14 protein-coding genes are annotated in these 18,851 nt (G+C 32.6%); 10 read left to right on the top strand and 4 right to left on the bottom strand.

Going from position 1 to position 18,851, the window contains the following annotated elements; genetic code table 11:
- Positions 1-35 precede the first annotated feature (35 nt).
- Positions 36-1,370: a permease gene (locus VJY32_RS04405; protein ID WP_353676676.1), complete on the top strand. Its 1,335-nt coding sequence runs from the start codon at positions 36-38 to the stop codon at positions 1,368-1,370.
- A gap of 57 nt (positions 1,371-1,427) precedes the next feature.
- Here VJY32_RS04405 and VJY32_RS04400 read toward each other — a convergent pair whose 3' ends face one another.
- On the bottom strand, positions 1,428-1,880 hold the full coding sequence (locus VJY32_RS04400; protein ID WP_353676675.1) for a tellurite resistance TerB family protein: 453 nt from the start codon (positions 1,878-1,880) through the stop codon (positions 1,428-1,430).
- 259 nt (positions 1,881-2,139) lie between these two features.
- Here VJY32_RS04400 and VJY32_RS04395 point away from each other — a divergent pair, with 259 nt between their 5' ends.
- The 9 genes from VJY32_RS04395 (at position 2,140) to VJY32_RS04355 (ending at position 13,992) form a co-directional block, all read left to right on the top strand.
- The gene (locus VJY32_RS04395) at positions 2,140-5,706 is read left to right on the top strand and encodes a vitamin B12-dependent ribonucleotide reductase (protein ID WP_353676674.1); all 3,567 of its coding nucleotides are present in this window, start codon (positions 2,140-2,142) and stop codon (positions 5,704-5,706) included.
- Positions 5,707-5,845: 139 nt separating this feature from the next.
- Complete coding sequence (locus VJY32_RS04390) at positions 5,846-6,529, top strand: YggS family pyridoxal phosphate-dependent enzyme (protein ID WP_353676673.1); 684 nt, start codon at positions 5,846-5,848, stop codon at positions 6,527-6,529.
- An 11-nt stretch (positions 6,530-6,540) separates the two neighbouring features.
- A complete protein-coding gene (locus tag VJY32_RS04385; protein ID WP_353676672.1) occupies positions 6,541-7,083 on the top strand; it encodes a DivIVA domain-containing protein in 543 nt (180 codons plus the stop codon).
- Positions 7,080-7,901 carry a purine-nucleoside phosphorylase gene (locus tag VJY32_RS04380; protein WP_353676671.1) on the top strand — a complete coding sequence of 274 codons (822 nt, stop codon included), beginning with the start codon at positions 7,080-7,082 and terminating at the stop codon, positions 7,899-7,901. The genes VJY32_RS04385 and VJY32_RS04380 overlap by 4 nt, the downstream gene beginning before the upstream one ends.
- Positions 7,898-8,515 carry a hypothetical protein gene (locus tag VJY32_RS04375; RefSeq protein WP_353676670.1) on the top strand — a complete coding sequence of 206 codons (618 nt, stop codon included), beginning with the start codon at positions 7,898-7,900 and terminating at the stop codon, positions 8,513-8,515. Before VJY32_RS04380 ends, VJY32_RS04375 begins: the two co-directional genes overlap by 4 nt.
- A gap of 29 nt (positions 8,516-8,544) precedes the next feature.
- Positions 8,545-11,754 (top strand): isoleucine--tRNA ligase, encoded by a 3,210-nt coding sequence (ileS, locus tag VJY32_RS04370; RefSeq protein WP_353676669.1) that lies wholly within the window; start codon positions 8,545-8,547, stop codon positions 11,752-11,754.
- 8 nt (positions 11,755-11,762) lie between these two features.
- Positions 11,763-12,365 (top strand): TraR/DksA family transcriptional regulator, encoded by a 603-nt coding sequence (locus VJY32_RS04365; RefSeq protein WP_353676668.1) that lies wholly within the window; start codon positions 11,763-11,765, stop codon positions 12,363-12,365.
- Positions 12,366-12,377: 12 nt separating this feature from the next.
- Entirely contained in the window at positions 12,378-13,040 is a 663-nt protein-coding gene (gene lspA, locus VJY32_RS04360; protein ID WP_353676667.1) for a signal peptidase II, read from the top strand.
- On the top strand, positions 13,009-13,992 hold the full coding sequence (locus VJY32_RS04355; protein ID WP_353676666.1) for an RluA family pseudouridine synthase: 984 nt from the start codon (positions 13,009-13,011) through the stop codon (positions 13,990-13,992). The genes lspA and VJY32_RS04355 overlap by 32 nt, the downstream gene beginning before the upstream one ends.
- A gap of 2 nt (positions 13,993-13,994) precedes the next feature.
- On the opposite strand, the gene hydF is transcribed toward VJY32_RS04355, so the two are convergent.
- The 3 genes from hydF to VJY32_RS04340 all read right to left on the bottom strand — a co-directional run bounded on the left by hydF (position 13,995) and on the right by VJY32_RS04340 (position 18,846).
- Complete coding sequence (gene hydF / locus VJY32_RS04350; protein WP_353676665.1) at positions 13,995-15,230, bottom strand: [FeFe] hydrogenase H-cluster maturation GTPase HydF; 1,236 nt, start codon at positions 15,228-15,230, stop codon at positions 13,995-13,997.
- On the bottom strand, positions 15,223-16,632 hold the full coding sequence (locus tag VJY32_RS04345) for an aspartate ammonia-lyase (protein WP_353676664.1): 1,410 nt from the start codon (positions 16,630-16,632) through the stop codon (positions 15,223-15,225). The genes hydF and VJY32_RS04345 overlap by 8 nt, the downstream gene beginning before the upstream one ends.
- Before the next feature lie 105 nt (positions 16,633-16,737).
- Entirely contained in the window at positions 16,738-18,846 is a 2,109-nt protein-coding gene (locus tag VJY32_RS04340; RefSeq protein ID WP_353676663.1) for a multiheme c-type cytochrome, read from the bottom strand.
- Positions 18,847-18,851 lie beyond the last annotated feature (5 nt).

Genomic DNA, 18,851 nt, shown 5'->3' with positions numbered 1-18,851 from the left:
TTAGAAATCTAAATTATTAGATAGGAGATGCTGCCATGATTAATGAACTTTTCAAAATTTTCAATTTTATATTCGAACATTTAATTAGAGTTTGGCCCTATTTGCTGATTACCATTCCAGTAGCTGTAACAATTAGAATGTCGGGTGCTTCAAAATATATTAACAAAGCATTTAATACAAGACCGCTGATTGCAATATTTTTAGCAACAATAGTTGGCGCATTTAGTCCATTTTGTTCATGTTCTGTTATTCCAATAATTGCATCGTTGCTTATTGGTGGAGTTCCTTTAGCTCCAGTAATGTCGTTCTGGCTTGCTTCGCCATCAATGGATCCTGAAATGTTTTTCTTAAGTGTTACAACACTGGGCTGGAATTTAGCAGTATGGAGATTAGCATCAACTTTTATGATGAGTCTTTCTGCAGGTTTTATTACTCATTATCTTGTTAAGAAAAACTGGATTACAAATGAAGATACGTTAAAAGCTCACTCAAACAGTTCAAGAAGTAATTTAGCAATTATAAAAGAAATAGTTGTGGAAATTTATTCCTATGGAAAAAGTTTGATAATAAAAATATTATCACCAAAATTAGAGATAGTAAATGTAGCTGGTGCTGATATAAATTCAACTTGTTGTAGTTCTTCAACTAAGTCATTTCAAAGTGATATGAATAAAAATGATTCCAAAATTAAAATGAATAATTTATTAGCAAGTTCAGAAATAAATATAAGTGGAAATAATTGTGTATGTTCAAATAATTCAACTGAAGAAAAAATAGTAAAAGATGACAACAATTCAGAATCTGTTTGTTATAGTAAACCAGGAAAAAATGAAAAAGTAGAAAGCAGTAAATCTGAATCAACTTGTTGTGGAGGTTCACAAAAAGGAGATGATAAAAAAGACAATAATTTAGCATGCTGTGACAGCTCAAATAAAAAAAGTTTTAACAAACATAAATTCTTAAGCAAATTAAGTAAAGAAGCTTACAGTGCAGCAATTATGGTTTTAAAGTTTATGGCACTTGCCTACTTTCTCGAAGCTTTGATTGTATTTTATGTTCCATCAGAATTAGTAAAGTTGTTGTTAGGGAAAAACCAATTTTTATCAATAATACTTGCTGCATTAATGGGTGTTCCGATTTACACGAGCACTATGCCTGCGTTAGCCTTAGTAGGAGGTTTATTAATTCAAGGTATGGCTCCAGCTGCTGCCCTGGCTTTTTTAATATCAGGTCCAACTACTACTATTCCAGCTATGGCTGCTGTATGGAATCTTGCAAATAGAAAAGTATTTCTTTTATATGTTGGTTTTACTTTAACAGGCGCAATTACAAGTGGATTATTTTATTATACATTCTATTTGATTTTTTAAAATGTGATTAACTATTGTAGAGCGAAATAATATTTTTCGCTCTACAATAAATATGAATTAACTTTCATTTTCATTTTTTGCAGACATCTTTGCTGCAATCATATCACGGTGATTGAGTTTGAGATTATTTGAAATTATTCTGATTAAATGTTCCTCGTATTTATTCAATACATTATCTGCATAAATTAATTTCCATAGATTTTTTACTAGTTCGAATTTTTCATCATTATTAAAATGATTATTAATTATATCTGTAAATTCATATAAACTCACACTTTTTATAATCCTTTCTTCTGCTATATCAATAAGTTCATGAAGCTGTTCATCATTTAGATTAAACATTTCTTTTAAAATTTTTCTGAAAAGAATATATTCTTCTTTTGAAAAATGATTATCAGATTTTGCAATTTCCAAAAAGAGAGCTGCAGTTACTATTTGAATTTTCTGTTCTTGATTGACAGAATCGTTTGTCTCTTTGTCATTGAAAATTTTTTTTATGAATGATAACATTTCTACCACCTGAATTTTTTTGTTCTATTAAAAATAGAATTTTATTAAAAATCAATCTTTTTCTTTAAAAATGATTTTTTATTTTGCGTGTAAAATTACAATAAAACAATTGAATAATTTTTTTATTTTTTTCAAAAGTAATTGCTTGATATAAATTAATTTGTTAAGTTGTAAACACTCTTCGTCACCGAAAATTCGAAATAATTTTGTCAAAATTAATCAATGGTATTTTAAATAGATTAAAAGATTGGAGTTGTAAATGAAAATTAATCGTCTCTTTACAACAGCGGGCAAAGACCCATTAGAATCAATTGAGTTTGTTAAAAGAACATCAGAAATCAAAAATCCTGATGGTTCAATTGTTTTTAAAATGGATGAAGTTATTGTGCCTAAAGATTGGTCGCAAGTTGCGACTGATGTTATAGCACAAAAATATTTTCGTAAAGCGGGGGTCCCTAAACTTCTAAAGAAAGTAAAAGAAGATGGAGTGCCAAAATGGCTTCAGCCTTCAACAGCAGATAGTAAACTGGAAGAACTTCCAGAAAAAGATAGATACACCTCGGAAACTGACGCTCGCCAAGTTTTTCATCGAATGGCGGGAACATGGACCTACTGGGGCTGGAAAGCTAATTATTTTGATACTGAAGAGGATGCAAAAGCATTCTATGATGAATTAGTCTATATGCTTGCTAAACAATATGCAGCACCTAATTCACCACAATGGTTTAATACAGGCTTAAACTGGGCATATGGAATTAATGGTCCTGCTCAGGGTCATTATTATGTTGATTATCAAACAGGCGAATTAAAAAAATCTGAGGATGCATATACACATCCACAGCCTCATGCATGTTTTATTCAATCAATTAAAGATGACCTTGTGAATGAAGGTGGCATAATGGACTTGTGGGTTCGTGAAGCTCGTTTATTTAAATATGGTTCAGGAACGGGAACAAACTTTTCTGATATCCGTGGTGCAAACGAACCATTAAGTGGAGGCGGAAAATCTTCAGGTTTAATGTCATTTTTGAAAATTGGCGATAGGTCTGCAGGTGCAATTAAGTCAGGTGGTACAACACGACGAGCAGCAAAAATGGTTACTCTTGATATTGACCATCCTGATATTGAAGAATACATCAATTGGAAAGTTGTTGAAGAACAAAAAGTAGCTGCACTTGTTACAGGCTCTAAAATTTGCAACTACCATCTTAACAATATTATGAAAGCTTGTTATGATGAACATCCTGAAAATGATCGTTTTAACAAAAGAACAAACCTCAAACTTCGGAGAGCGGTTATTGAAGCTCGAAAAGCTCATGTCCCAGAAAATTATATTGACAGAGTTATTAAACTTGCTAAGATGGGATTTAAATCAATTCATTTTCCTATATATGATACTGACTGGAATTCTGAAGCATATGCAACTGTATCGGGACAAAATTCAAATAACTCTGTTCGTGTAACAAATGAATTTATGAATGCAGTTCTAAACGATAGAGAGTGGAAGTTATACTGGAGAACAGAAAAGAAAAAAGCAGAGCGAGAAGGAAGAGAACCAAAACCGTACAAAATTTTGAAAGCAAAAGATTTGTGGGATCAAATTGCTTATGCAGCATGGTCTTGTGCAGACCCGGGTTTGCAATTTGATACAACAATTAATGAATGGCATACATGTCCAAATAGTGGAAGAATTAGAGCATCTAATCCATGCAGCGAATATATGTTTCTCGACGACACTGCATGCAATTTAGCCTCACTTAATCTTGTTAAATTTTATGATGATGAAAAAGGAATTTTTGATATAAAAGCTTATCGTCATGCAGTAAGACTATGGACTATTGTTCTTGAAATCAGTGTACTGATGGCTCAATACCCGAGCAAAGAAATTGCAAAAAAAAGTTATGAGTTTAGAACACTTGGTTTGGGTTATGCAAATCTTGGCTCATTGTTAATGCGTCAGGGAATTCCGTATGATAGTAAGGAAGCTTTTGCAATTTGTGGAGCACTAACTGCAATAATGCACATGCACTCTTATGCAACTTCGGCAGAAATGGCAAAAGAACTTGGTCCATTTCCCCGTTACGAAGAAAATAAAGAAGCAATGCTGCGTGTAATAAGAAATCATCGTCGTGCAGCTTATAATGTTCCAAATAAAGAATATGAAGGTTTATCAATTTATCCAATGGGTATAAATCCTGAATTTTGTCCTTCTGATTTACTTGAAGCTGCACGCGAAGATGCAGACTTAGCTCTGGAACTTGGTGAAAAATATGGTTATCGTAATGCACAGGTTACTGTTATTGCTCCTACTGGAACTATTGGTCTGGTTATGGATTGCGATACAACAGGCATCGAACCAGATTATGCATTAGTAAAATTCAAAAAATTAGCAGGGGGTGGTTACTTTAAAATAATTAATCAATCAATTCCTCCTGCACTAAAGAAATTGGGTTATAACGAAGAGCAAATTCGTGAAATAGTAAAATATGCAAAAGGTTCAGGAACACTTGTTGGCTGTCCTTATATCAATCATGAATCTCTTAGAGCAAAAGGATTTACAGATGAAATAATTAACAGAATAGAATCAGTTCTTCCTACAGTATTTGACTTGAGTTTTGCGTTCAATAAATATACTATCGGAGAAAAATTTCTTAAGAATAATCTCGGTTTTACAGATGAACAAATCAATGATTATGGTTTTGACCTTTTGACCGAACTTGGTTTTACAAAAGAAGAAATTACTGTAGCTAATGACTATGTTTGTGGAACAATGACCATTGAAGGTGCTCCTTTCTTGAAACATGAACATTATTCAGTTTTTGATTGTGCAAATAAATGCGGCAAAAAAGGAACAAGATTTATTAATTATGAAGCACACATATACATGATGGCTGCAGCACAGCCTTTTATCTCTGGTGCTATTTCTAAAACTATTAATCTTCCAAACTCAGCTGAAATTGATGATATTAAAAATGCTTATATGCTTTCATGGAAATTAGGATGCAAAGCAAATGCACTGTATCGTGATGGTTCAAAACTTTCTCAACCACTAAATACAATGACAGAAGAAGAAGTTGAAGAAATTCTCGAAAAGAAAGAAGAAAATGATATTGTCAAAATTGCTGAAAAAATTATTCATCGATATATTGCTAAGAGAAGAAGATTGCCAGATAGAAGAACTGGCTATACTCAAAAAGTAAAAATAAATGGTCAATCAGTTTATTTGAGAACAGGTGAATATGAGAATGGTCAATTAGGAGAAATATTTATTGATATGCACAAAGAAGGTGCTGCCTTTAGAAGTTTGCTAAACTGTTTTGCTATAGCAATTTCTCTGGGCTTACAACATGGTGTACCTCTCGAAGAATTTGTTGATGCATTTGTATTCACAAGATTTGAACCAAGTGGCATTGTTACAGGACACAAGAGAATTAAAATGGCAACGTCTGTAATTGATTATATTTTCCGAGAACTTGCAGTAACATATCTCGGAAGAAACGACCTTGCACATGTGGACGAAGAAGAAGTAACAAGCAAGAGCAACTCAAGTAGTGGTGAGTATCGTTCGTTGGTTGAAGGTGAAATTGAAGGCGAGGAAGTTGTAAGTGAAAGAATGATTGAACTTGATAATAAAACTAACGATAATAAAAACGGGAACAGCATCAGAGAAAAAGTTAAATTGATAACTTCAAATGATCCGGTTCTAAAAGCAAGAGAAAGAGGCTACACCGGCGATATTTGTCCAGAATGCCAAAGTATGACTATGGTAAGAAATGGAACATGTTTGAAATGTATGACTTGCGGTGCTACCACAGGTTGTAGTTAATAAATTATAAAGGGATTTTATAAAGGGGCTTGAATGCCCCTTTTTTATTATTATATTAACCAAGTAAATTCATTGACTTTTAGAATCAAAACGGATACTTTTTTATCCTTAAAATTTTTATATGATTAAAAAATTCTAAATGATATCTGATAACATAAAAAGACTTGAAGAAAAAATTCTCAATAAATGCAGTTCACTTGGCAGAGACAGGAATGATATTAAATTGATTGGTGTTACAAAAACACAACCTATTGAAATCATTAGACAAGCAGTAGATGCAGGTTTAAAAGATATTGGAGAAAATAAAGCTCAGGAATTAAAAGAAAAATATGAAAAGCTGACAAACGGAATTAAATGGCATTTTATTGGTCATCTACAAACAAATAAAGTTAAATATGTAATTAAGGCTGCTGACTTTATTCATTCTGTAGATTCAATAAAACTTGCAGAGGAAATAAACAAAAGAGCTTTTCAAATTGGAAAGCGGCAAAATGTTCTTCTTGAAATTAAAACTTCGAACGAAGCAACGAAATTTGGCTTAGTAGATGAAAAAGAAATTTTTGAAACAGCTGAATATTGTGTTAAATCTTCCAATTTGAATCTAATTGGACTGATGACAATCGCACCTTTTACAGATAATACTGAACTGATAAGAAAATCATTTATTCAGCTCAGAAAATTAAAAGAAAAGTTGAATGATTCTGGTTTTCATTTGACTGAACTTTCAATGGGAATGAGTAACGATTTTGAAATTGCCATTGAAGAAGGCTCAACAATGCTAAGAATTGGGACAGCCATTTTTGGTGAAAGAATTAATAATTAAGGGGAATTAAAATGAAATTTACCCCGTTTGGAATTAAAAATCAGGAATTTAACAAATCGGTCCGCGGCTACGACCGCGATGAAGTCAAAGCTTTTCTTGAAAAACTTGCTGATGAATTTGAAAGACTTCAAAATGAAAATGAAAAACTGTTAAAAGAACTCGAAGAAAAAGAAGAACAGCTTAAAGAATTCAAAAAGATAGAAAAAAATTTACAGAATGCTTTGTTGAGTGCTACTGAATCTACAACAAAAGCAGTTGATTCTGCAAAAAAACAATCCGCACTTATATTGAAGGAAGCTGAAATTAAAGCATCCCAAATTATTGAGAAGGCAAAAGAGAATGCAAGTGCAATTCGTGATTCAGTTATTAAATTAAGAGAAGAAAAGAAGTTGCTAATATCAAAAATCAAAGCAATGCTTGAAACACAATCAAACCTACTCGAATTGGGTTCGCAAACAAAAGAATTAGAAATTAAAAAGAGAGAAAAAATAACAGAAGAAAAGGACAATCAAACAGAAATAAATGTTGATGATATATTGGAGAAATTACTATGAGTCAATTAATCAAAATGATTAATGAAACACTCGAAGTAATTCGAAAGAAAACAACAAAGAATTATGAAATAGGAATAATCCTTGGCACAGGCCTTGGCGGCCTGGTAAAAGAAATTGAAATCGAACACCAGATTGACTATGCAGATTTGCCTCACTTTCCAATTTCTACAGTTGAATCTCATCATGGCAAATTAATTTTCGGAAAAATAGCCGGAAAAAATGTTGTAGCAATGCAGGGAAGGTTTCATTATTATGAAGGTTATACAATGCAACAAATTACCTATCCTGTTCGAGTAATGAAATTTCTTGGTGTTAAAACATTACTTGTTTCTAATGCTTGTGGTGGTATGAACCCTCTGTTTAGAAGAGGTGATATTATGTTAATGGTAGACCACATAAATTTACTTGGCGATAATCCATTAATTGGAAAGAACGAAGATGAGCTCGGACCTAGATTTCCTGACATGAGCGAGCCTTATAGTCTTGAATTAATTAAACTTGCAGAAGAAGCAGCTCTTGAAAATAAAATTAAAATTCAGAAAGGTGTTTATGTTGCTGTTCCAGGTCCAAATTTAGAGACAAAAGCAGAATATAGATTTTTAAGAGCTATTGGAGCTGATGTGGTTGGAATGTCAACTGTCCCGGAAAATATTGTAGCAAATCATATGGGAATAAAGGTTCTTGGCATCAGCATAATTACAGATGAATGTTTCCCCGAAGCTTTAAAACCTGCTTCTCTTGAAGATATCATAGCGGCAGCTAACGAAGCAGAACCTAAAATGACATTAATTATGAAAGAGGTTATTAAAAAATTATGAACGAAAAAAAAACAATTTATTATGCTACCGCCGTATTACTTGCTTTGATTATTTTTGGGTCTAATTTTTTGAGCACTGATATATTTCAGGCTGGGTATCAAAATTTTGCAGTCTGGTTTGTTCTTTCAATTTTTGCTTTTGCCTGCGGATGGTTGATAAATCGAACTCTGGGTTATAACCATGGCGGGAAAGTAATATTTGCTGTTATTGTATCTTCTGTTTTTCTAACAATAATTTTAATTTCATTGTTTAGTGAATATTTTGGCTTAGGTAATTTACTTGTAGAGAATATGATTTTGTATACACTTCGAAATATTACACTTGGTGCAATGGGACTATTTGGAATGGTTGTATGTGAACTTCTTATTATTCAAAAAGAAAGTAATGCCGGAAAAAAGAAATTAGATGAAATTAAAAAGTTGCTGGCCTCGGCTCAAAGAGAAGCACAAATTATTGTTGAGGAAGCAAGATTAAAAGCAGATAAAATTCTTTACGATGCCCAAAAAGCTGCAGACGAAATCTTAGAAAAGAAAAAATATATTGAAACACAATTAAAAGAATTTATTGCTGCAGAAAAAGAATTAATAAAAAAATATGAATCTGAAGAAGAATAATTATTAACAATCTAAATACAGAGAAAAAGATGTTTAAGCAATTTGACGAAAAAATTAATTATCCTGAAATCGAAGAACAAATTCTAAAGTTCTGGCAGGAAAATAAAATTTTTGAAAAAAGCATCTCTTCACGAGATGAAAGCAAACCCTTCACATTTTATGAAGGTCCTCCTACTGTCAATGGTAAACCGGGAATCCATCATGTAATGGCAAGAACTTTAAAAGACCTTGTTTGCCGTTATAAAACAATGAAAGGATTCCGAGTTCAAAGAAAAGCTGGATGGGATACTCACGGATTGCCAATTGAAATTGCTCTTGAAAAAGATTTAGGATTTACACAAAAATCTGACATCGAAAAATATGGTGTTGCTGCTTTCAATAAAAAAGCTAAAGAACTTGTTTATCATCATATTGAAATGAAAGAAGGCTGGCGAACTTTAACTGAAAGAATGGGCTACTGGATTGACCTTGATAATCCTTACATTACCTGCACAAATGAATATATTGAATCTGTATGGTGGGCATTATCTGAATACTTCAAGAAAGGATTAATTTATAAAGGATTCAAAATTGTTCCTCAATGCCCACACTGCGAAACTCCACTTTCTTCTCATGAACTTGCTCTCGGCTACAAAGATGTTCAGGACCCCAATGTATATGTGAAATTCAAACTTAAGGATGAAGATGCATCAATACTTGTATGGACAACAACACCATGGACATTAATTTCGAATGTTGCTCTTGCAGTCGGTCCAGATATCGATTATGTAAAAATAAAAACTGAAAAACACGGAGTAATGTATCTTGCAAAAGCAAGACTTTCTGTAATTAAAGAAGAATACACAATCCTTCAGGAATTAAAAGGTGCTGATTTATTAAATCGTGATTATGAACCTCTTTTCAAATATATTCCTGTAAATAAAAGAGCATGGTATATTGTTGCCGGCGATTTTGTTAGCACTGAAGATGGTTCGGGTGTAGTTCATATAGCTCCAGCTTTTGGTGCTGATGACTATGAAGTTTCAAAAAAATATGATCTGCCATTTATTCAGCCAGTAACAAAGAGCGGAAGATTTACAGAAGAAGTTAAAGATTTTGCCGGCAGATTAATTAAAACAATTCAGTTCGAAACTCATGAAGAAAAAGGTGTTGACCCTGATATAATTCGTAATCTTAAAGAAAGAGGTCTTATCTACAGAGCAACAAATGATTACATGCACTCTTATCCTCATTGCTGGAGATGCGACAACCCATTGATTTATTATGCACGCGATAGCTGGTATATTCGCACAACTCAAGTTGCTCAAAGAATGATTGAATTGAATAAAACTATAAACTGGTATCCTCCGGAAGTAGGAGTGGGAAGATTTGGAAATTGGCTTGAGGAAAATAAAGACTGGTCATTATCTCGCGATAGATATTGGGGAACTCCACTTCCAATTTGGATTAATGATGATGGAGATATGTTTGCAATTGGTTCTATTGCTGAATTGAAAGAAGGTTTTGTTGAACGAGATGGGAAAAGAATTTTAGTTAAAGATTTACCAGAAGAAGAAATTGACCTTCATAAACCATTTGTTGATGAAGTTAAATTTGAGAGAAATGGCAAAATTTATAAAAGAACCCCTGAATTAATTGATGTGTGGTTTGACAGTGGAGCTATGCCGTTTGCTCAATTCCATTATCCATTTGAAAATGTAGAAACTTTTAAGAATAAATATCCAGCAGACTTTATTTGTGAAGGCATTGACCAAACACGTGGATGGTTTTATACTCTTCATGCAATTGGAACAATGCTTTTTGACAACATTGCTTTTAAGAATGTTATTGTGAACGAATTGATACTCGATAAAGAAGGACAGAAAATGTCTAAATCTCGAGGCAATACAGTTGATCCATTCGATTTGTTTGATAAGTATGGAGCAGATGCAACAAGATGGTATCTTATTACTACAAGTCCACCATGGAAACCTACGCTATTTGATGAAGAAGGTGTTCTCGAAGTTCAGAGAAAATTCTTTGGAACTCTTATAAATACATATTCATTTTTTGCACTTTATGCAAATATAGATAAGTTCAATTTCAGTGAAGATTTAATTCCTTATGACGAACGTCCTGAAATTGATAGATGGATAATTTCTAAATTGAGTTCTCTTGTCAAAGAATATGAAGAACTGATGGATAATTATGATGTTACAAAAGCTGCAAGACAGGTTGCTAATTTTACAATTGACCAATTATCTAACTGGTATGTAAGAAGAAGCAGAAGGAGATTCTGGAAATCCGAAATCAATAAAAATAAATTATCAGCTTATCAAACTCTTTATGAATGCCTTATTACAATTGCAAAATTAACTGCTCCATTTGCACCATTTATTGCAGAAGAAATTTATCAAAATCTCAATAGTGTTGCTAAAAAAGAAAATTATGAATCTGTTCATCTTGCAGATTTTCCACAGCCGTCATACTTCGATAAAGAACTTGAAGAAAAGATGGACGTTGCTCAACGAGTTGTATATCTGACTCGTTCGATAAGAGCAAAGCATAATTTGAAGGTTCGTCAACCATTAAGAAAAATAATGGTAGCTGTTGAAAAAGAAAAACAAGATGCACTCAAAAAAATGCAGGATGTGATTCTTGAAGAAGTCAATATCAAAGAATTAATTGTTCTTGAAGATGATTCTTCGATTGTAAACAAAACAGCAAAACCAAATTTTAAAGTAATTGGTCCAAAATATGGTAAACTTGTAAAAGCATTAACCAATGTAATTAAAGAGCTCGATAAAAATTTAATAGCAGAACTTGAGAAATCAGGTAAAATAGATTTAGAAGTTGAAGGACAAAACATTCAAATTACTTTGGAAGATGTCGAAATTGTAAGTCACGAAATAGAAGGCTGGTTTGTAGAAAGTGAAGAAGGAGTTACAGTAGCAGTTGATACTGAGCTAACAGAAGATTTAATTGCTGAAGGATATGCACGCGAGTTTGTAAATCGAGTTCAGAATATGAGAAAAGATGCAGGTTTTGATGTGGTGGATAGAATTTTTGTTGATGTTTATGGAGACGAAAAATTTTTGGGCTATATTCAAAAATTTTCTGATTATATTTCAAACGAAGTTTTAGCGGAATCAATTCGATATGAAGGTAATATGAATGGCTATAAACAAAAATGGCAAATAGGCGATTATGAATGTGAGATAATAATTGCAAAGCAAAATAATTATAATTCTGAAGCTTAGGAGGAGTTATGGCAAAAAAGACAGATAAAAAGACAAAAAAGAAAACCGCTGTAAAATCTAAGACAACAAAAAAATCAGCGAGCAAATCAAATTCAAAGAAAGGGAAAATAATGTCAAAATCAAATGAAAATAATAAGAAGATAACCATGAAAAAAGGTAAGCATGTGGAAGTAATTTCACCAACAAAAAAAGTGAAAAAGATTCAGGGATATTCAAAAAAAGATTTAGAAGAGTTCAAAAAAATTATTCTTGAAAAAAGAAATGAAATAATTGAACAGCTTCAAGTATTAAAGGAACAAATGATGGACCCCACAACAGGGCAATATGTAAATGAAAATTCGCCATATTCTCTTCACATGGCAGAACAAGGAACCGATGCAATGGAAAGAGAAAAACTGTATCTATGGGCTCAACGTGAAAATAAATTTTTGGGTTATCTCGATGATGCTCTACAAAGAATTGAAAATGGGACTTATGGAATTTGTATTGAGTGCATTGATGAACCACAAAATCTTTGTCCAACATGTCCATTAATTCCAAAAGAAAGATTAATGGCAGTGCCTCATACTCAGCATTGTCTGCAGGTGAAACAAAAAATGAAAACAACATAATAGGTAAAAGTCTTGAAAGTTCTTTATACAACATTAATTGTAATAATTATTGATCAGGTTTCAAAATTTTTTGTTAAAGGCGGAACTATTCCTTTTTTGAATATAAAAGCAAATGGTATGGATTATGGTCAGAGTATAAATGTTATAGGAGATTTTTTTAAGATAACATTTGTCGAAAATCCAGGCTTGGCATTTGGAATAGATGTTAGTAACTCATCAAAATTAATTCTATCTATTTTTTCTCTTTTAGCAAGCATTGGAATATTTTATTATTTATATAAATCGAGAAATCAAAAATTTATTGTAAGATTTGCACTTGCATTAATTCTTGGCGGAGCAATAGGAAATTTAATTGATAGAACTTTTTATGGGGTAATTTATGGTTATGCGCCATTATTTTATGGTAGAGTAGTAGATTTTTTTAATGTAGACTTTTTTGATTTTACAATTTTTGGAAGAACTTACGACCGCTGGCCTATTTTCAATATTGCAGATGCTTCGGTATCAATAGGTGTTATTCTCTTAATCATATTTCATAAATCTGTTGAAGAAAAAACTGAAGGAGAAAAAGAATTATTAGCGACAGATGAATTTAGTAGAAATGAAAATCTTGAGCTTGAGACTACTAACCCAATTGTAAAAAATGTCGAAGATAATAACCGAGAAGAAAATTAAAATTGAAATTCCAGAGGGCAAAAGAAAAGAAAGAATAGATATTTTTTTAGCCAATTCAGTTGAAAATGCTACTCGATCAAGAATTCAAAAGTTGATAAAATCAAATCATGTTACTGTTAACAATAAAATTGTCAAACCAAATTATCTAATTTGTCCCGGTGATAAAATTGAAATAACAATTCCAGTAACTCCACGGCCTGAAGAAACTGAACCAGAAGATATTCCATTAAACATTGTTTATGAAGATGATTACATAATAGTTGTAAATAAACCGGCAGGAATGGTAGCTCATCCAGCATTAGGGAATTATAGTGGAACGCTTGTAAATGCATTACTGCATTATACTCAAAAGTTGAGCAAACTTAATGAGCCGGGCAGACCTGGAATTGTTCATAGAATTGACAAAGATACAAGCGGACTCTTATTGATTGCAAAAGATGAATGGACACATGCTCAACTTGCCAAACAATTTTCTGCTCATACAATTGACCGTGAATACTGGGCAGTATGCTGGGGATTGTTTGATGAAAAAAAAGGAGAAGTTATAGGAAATATAGCAAGGTCAAAAAAAGATCGAAAAATTTTTACTGTGAGTAATATCGAGGGAAGATATGCACACACATTTTATGAAGTAATTGAGGAGTTTGAATTTGCTTCGTTAATAAAATTAAAATTAAAGACTGGGCGAACACATCAAATTAGAGTTCATATGTCGCATATTAAACATCCGGTTTTTGGTGATCCAACATATGGCGGAAGAAGAATTGTATATGGTTCTAATCTTCCTAAAATTAAAAGCAGAGTTGAAAATTTACTTCAAATTATGAAACGCCAAGCGCTGCATGCAAAAACTCTTGGTTTTGTTCATCCACATACAAAAGAAAAAGTTTTTCTTGATTCTGACCTTCCTGAAGATATGAAAATGTTGTTAGAGAAATTAAGAAATGAGTAATATTAAATGTTAATCCGCTGAAATGATTTTTCCCACTCAGCAATTGCTTCTGGAAATGGTTCAAGAACTCTTGGTATTGCACCATGAAGATATGAAATTGCCACACCATAATTTACAATTGGAATTCCCATGTATCTTGCTTGTTTAATTCTTGTTTGCATCATTTTTCGTGTAAGTGTGCAACCACCGCAATGAATAATTAATTTGTAATTAGATAAATTTTCTGGAAAGTCATGACCGCTAACAATATCAATTTCTATGTTCTTTTTTGTATGATGTCTAAGCCAGCGCGGAATTTTTACTCTCCCAATATCATCTTCCTGTGCATGATGAGTGCATGCTTCGGCAATTAAAACTTTATCGCCATTTTCAAGTTCTTCTATTCTTTTGAGTCCCCTTATGTATTCTAAAATATCTCCTTTATATCTTGCCATCAAAATTGAAAAAGTTGTAAGAAGAATATCATCTGGAACATCTGCAATTACTCTCATAATTGCCTGACTATCAGTAACAACTAATTTCGGTGCTTGATTTAATTTACTCAGAGCTGCTCTTAATTCTTTATCTTTTACCACAACAACAATTGTATCTACATCGAGTGCTTCCCGAATTGTTTGAACCTGTGGCATTATTAGTCTGCCTTTGGGAGCTCCTAAATCGATTGGAACAACAAGAACAATTAAATCATGCTGTTTGACAATATCTCCTATCAGTGGGATATCTTCTTCTCTTGGTAAAAGTTGAGATACCTTTTCTTTTAATTCATAAATCCCATTACCTGTTAAACAAGAAACGGGATGATATTTTATTCCAAATTTTTGTAGCTCGTTTATCAAATCGTAGTTAATTCCCAAATCAGATTTATTTATTACGGTAAGAAAAGGAACACTGAAGTTTTTTAATTTCTCAATTAATTCTATTTCATGATGTGTTAATTTTTGCTGTGAATCTAAAACAAGGATGGCAAAATCAACTTCAGTGATAGTTTTAATTGTTTTAGAAATTCTTTTTTCACCAAGTTCACCTGTATCATCAATTCCAGCTGTATCAATTAAAACTACTGGACCAAAAGGAAGAAGTTCCATTGCTTTTTTAACCGGGTCTGTAGTTGTACCTGGAATATCACTTACAATTACAAGATCTTGACCAATAAATTTATTCATCAAAGAAGATTTGCCAACATTTCTTCTTCCAACAAATGCTATATGAGTTCTTTCGGATTGTGCTGCTTTACTCAAGGTTGACTCCTAAATCTTTTGATATAATTTTATATAATTGATTTTCGTCGAGCAACTTGCTTTTCATTAATGCTTTTACAAATGGGATTTTATTTTCATAAGCATATTTTACTAATTCTTGAATTACATCATATCCAAAAGTAGTGATTAATGATGCCGCAATCGCTGAACTATTGATTAAATTTATTTTACATCTTTCTTCATTTGCGGTAATTCCTTCAATACAATTTTGAGCAAGATTTATATTTGAGTCACGAAGCATTTCGAGTGATTTCAAAAATACATGAGCCAATAATGGAACAAATGGATTGAGTTCAAGATGTCCACTTCCAGCAATATTTGATATAATAATATCATGACCTTTAACAAGTTCACAAATTTGAATAGTATTTTCAAGAATAACAGGATTTACTTTTCCAGGCATAATGCTTGAACCTGCTTGTTTTGGTGGAATATTAATTTCTCCAATTCCTCCATTTGGACCACTGGACATAAATCTTATGTCGTTACATATTTTTATTATTGTTACAGCACCTGCTTTAACCAGTCCATGAACTTCAACAAATACATCAAGGTTTTGTGTTGCATCTATAAGGTCTTCACTTTTTGCAATTGGTAATTTTGTAATCTTTTTCAATATATTATTTACATTAAGAACATATTCTCTTGTTGCGGAAATAGAATTTCCTACAGCAGTTCCGCCAAGATTTACAGAACGCAATCTCTCTTCTGCATTATATAGTCTCCATCTATCTCGAGCAATTGCCTGAGCATAAGCACCAAACTCCTGTCCAAGTGTTATTGGAACAGCATCTTGATATTGAGTTCTTCCAAGCTTTAAAATGTGTTTAAATTCATCTTCCTTCTTCTGTAATGCATTTTGAAGAGTAGCAAACGAATCTGCTAATTCTCTTAGTAAATTTATCGAAGCAATTTTTAGCGCAGTAGGGAAAGTATCGTTTGTAGATTGACTCATATTCACATCATCAATTGGATGAATATAATCATATTCACCATACTTTTTGCCGGAAATTTGTAATGCAGTATTTGCAATAACTTCGTTGATGTTCATATTAAGAGATGTTCCTGCGCCTCCTTGATATGGATCGACAATTATTTTTTCGTAAATGGAAGATAAATTGCCTTTGATGCAGGCTTCCGTTTCTTTAATTAATTCTTGAATTGCTTCTGATATTGCCTCATATTTTTCTTTTAAGAGAATGCCGCATTTGTAATTTGTTTCGGCTGCAGCAAGTTTAACCTGAAAATAGGCTTTGATTAAATGAAGATTAACTCTTTCGTTGCTTCGTGGAAAGTTGTTAACACTTCTTAAAGTATGAATTCCATAAAGTGCATCTTCTGGTATTTGTAGTTCACCTAATGAATCTTTTTCAACTCTCATTTTATATTAAATTTTTTACAAAAATATAAAAACAATTTCTCTTTTGGATATAAAAAAACCCTCTGTTTTTTAGGCAGAGGGTTTAAGAAGGAGGTAAAATGAAGATTATTTGAGTAATAACATTTTGTTTGTTTTAACAAAATTATCAGCTTCAATTCTATAAAGATAAACACCAGATGCCATGTTCTTTGCATTCCATTCAATTGTATGAGTTCCAGCATTTAATCTGTTATTAACGAGAGTTACAATTTCTCTTCCTATAGCATCATAAATTGTTAATTTAACATTAGATTCTTTTGGAAGCTGGAATCTGATGTATGTTGTTGGGTTAAATGGATTTGGATAATTTTGGAAGAGTGCATATTCACTTGGAATTGTTAGTTCGTCAGATTTTACATCTGTAGGAATGCCAAGTAAATTCATAGCACCTTTCAAAGCAGTAATAATATATTTGGGATTGTGTATACCGTTGCTCTTATCATTTTTTGCAGTAATTGCATTCCAGTAAGCACTAAGTTGATCTTGTGTCCAGCTTGATTTTGGGCCATCAAGAGTTCCATCTGCTTTGTGTGGTAAAGCAGCCATAATTTTTTCAATCATCCCCTTAACCTCACTTTGTAGTCCCTCAACTACACCATCATTATCGTGGTCGCCATTACCATTTAGGAAGAATTTAACATCTTCGAATGAGGTTCCAAATGTACTACCGTGGCATTGAGCGCAAGCTTCCATATTATCTTTATCTGGAATTTTTCTGCCATTTGAATCAAGTATAAAATTACCTTTTTCATCTTTCTTAAATGTACTCATACTGAATGAATGTCCACCCCATTGAATTACATTTCCTCCAGAGAGAACATTTCCAGTGTACATATGGCATCTGACACATGATTTCTGAACAGCACCAAAGTGATTCGATTTTGCTAACTTTACTCCAGCAAGTTCTAACATATTATTTCCTACTAATATATCACCTTGAGGACCATAATGAGGACCAAATCTTACTGTAATATTTCCTTTTAATGATGCATTAGCTTCAGCTCTTGATTTATGACAATTGAAGCAAAGTGCCCCAGTTCCTGCATTACTTTCATCAATCTTAATTGTTGTATTATTAGGTGCAAGTAATTCAACTTCTAGTTTTCTTAATTGATATTTATTTTCTGCGCTATGCGGATCGTGGCAGCCTGAACATGTAATTGGTGTATATGAAGCATCAAAATATGGGTCTGCCTTTGTAATACCATTTACATATTGAGCAAAACCTTTACCAGTATGGCATGGAACGCAATCTTCTCTTCCAGGACCAGTTGGATAGGATGTAGCACCTGAATGTACAGAGGCATCCCATTGTTCAGGGAAAATATGGTATGTGCCTGAATCATGGCAATAAGCACAAGCATCAGCTGAATATGTTGCTTGCATTCTTGAATCTTGAGTTACTCCTAAATGACCACTTCCTGGTCCATGACAGCTTTCACATTGGACATTAGCTCTCTTCATTGCATCTGGAAATTTTACTAATAATGTATCGTATGTATTTGGTGTAATTTTAGCAGGGTAAACAAAACCTAAATCGTCAAATCCATCATTAACCGCAGTTGGATTTGCATCATATCCAGTTGTATGACATGGCACACAATATGGAGCGTAATGATCTGTAGGTCCACTTAATCCTGGTGTTGCTTTCATAGCTCTGGTAAAAATAGTAGCATGCTTACTTTTCTCCCAATCACTTACTTTAGATGGATGACAAGTTTGGCAATTTACTTTTTTATCAACACCATTAACTATTGTGTTTGTATAACCTAAATATTTAGCTGAATTGAAAACAATAGATTTAGAATAAGAACCTTCTGTAACTGTTATTTCATAGACTCCAAGTTTATCGGGTGTGAATGTTACAACTTGAGTTGAATCATTTTTAATATCTTTATCGGCTCCAATTATTGCAGTGGAACCTGCGGGTTTGCGTGTAATTGTGTAAACTGGATTTTCAAATTTTTTCCCTGTAATTGATGCCTTAAAATACATTAATGTTCCTACACCGACATTTGTTAAGCCATTATATGGATAAGTGTATATATCGGTGGTAGATTTTGCTACATCTCTCGGTGATACTCCAAATGGCTGAAAATCTAATTTAACTGTTTGAGCCATCAGAGTAGTCGAGAGAATACACGCAAATAAAATAATTGTAAGTTTTCGAATCATAAAGG

The organism is Rosettibacter primus (assembly GCF_036860675.1).
Classification (GTDB): domain Bacteria; phylum Bacteroidota; class Ignavibacteria; order Ignavibacteriales; family Melioribacteraceae; genus Rosettibacter; species Rosettibacter primus.
The sequence above is the reverse complement of the archived record's forward strand: the minus strand, read 5'-3'. Positions and strand labels throughout refer to the sequence as shown.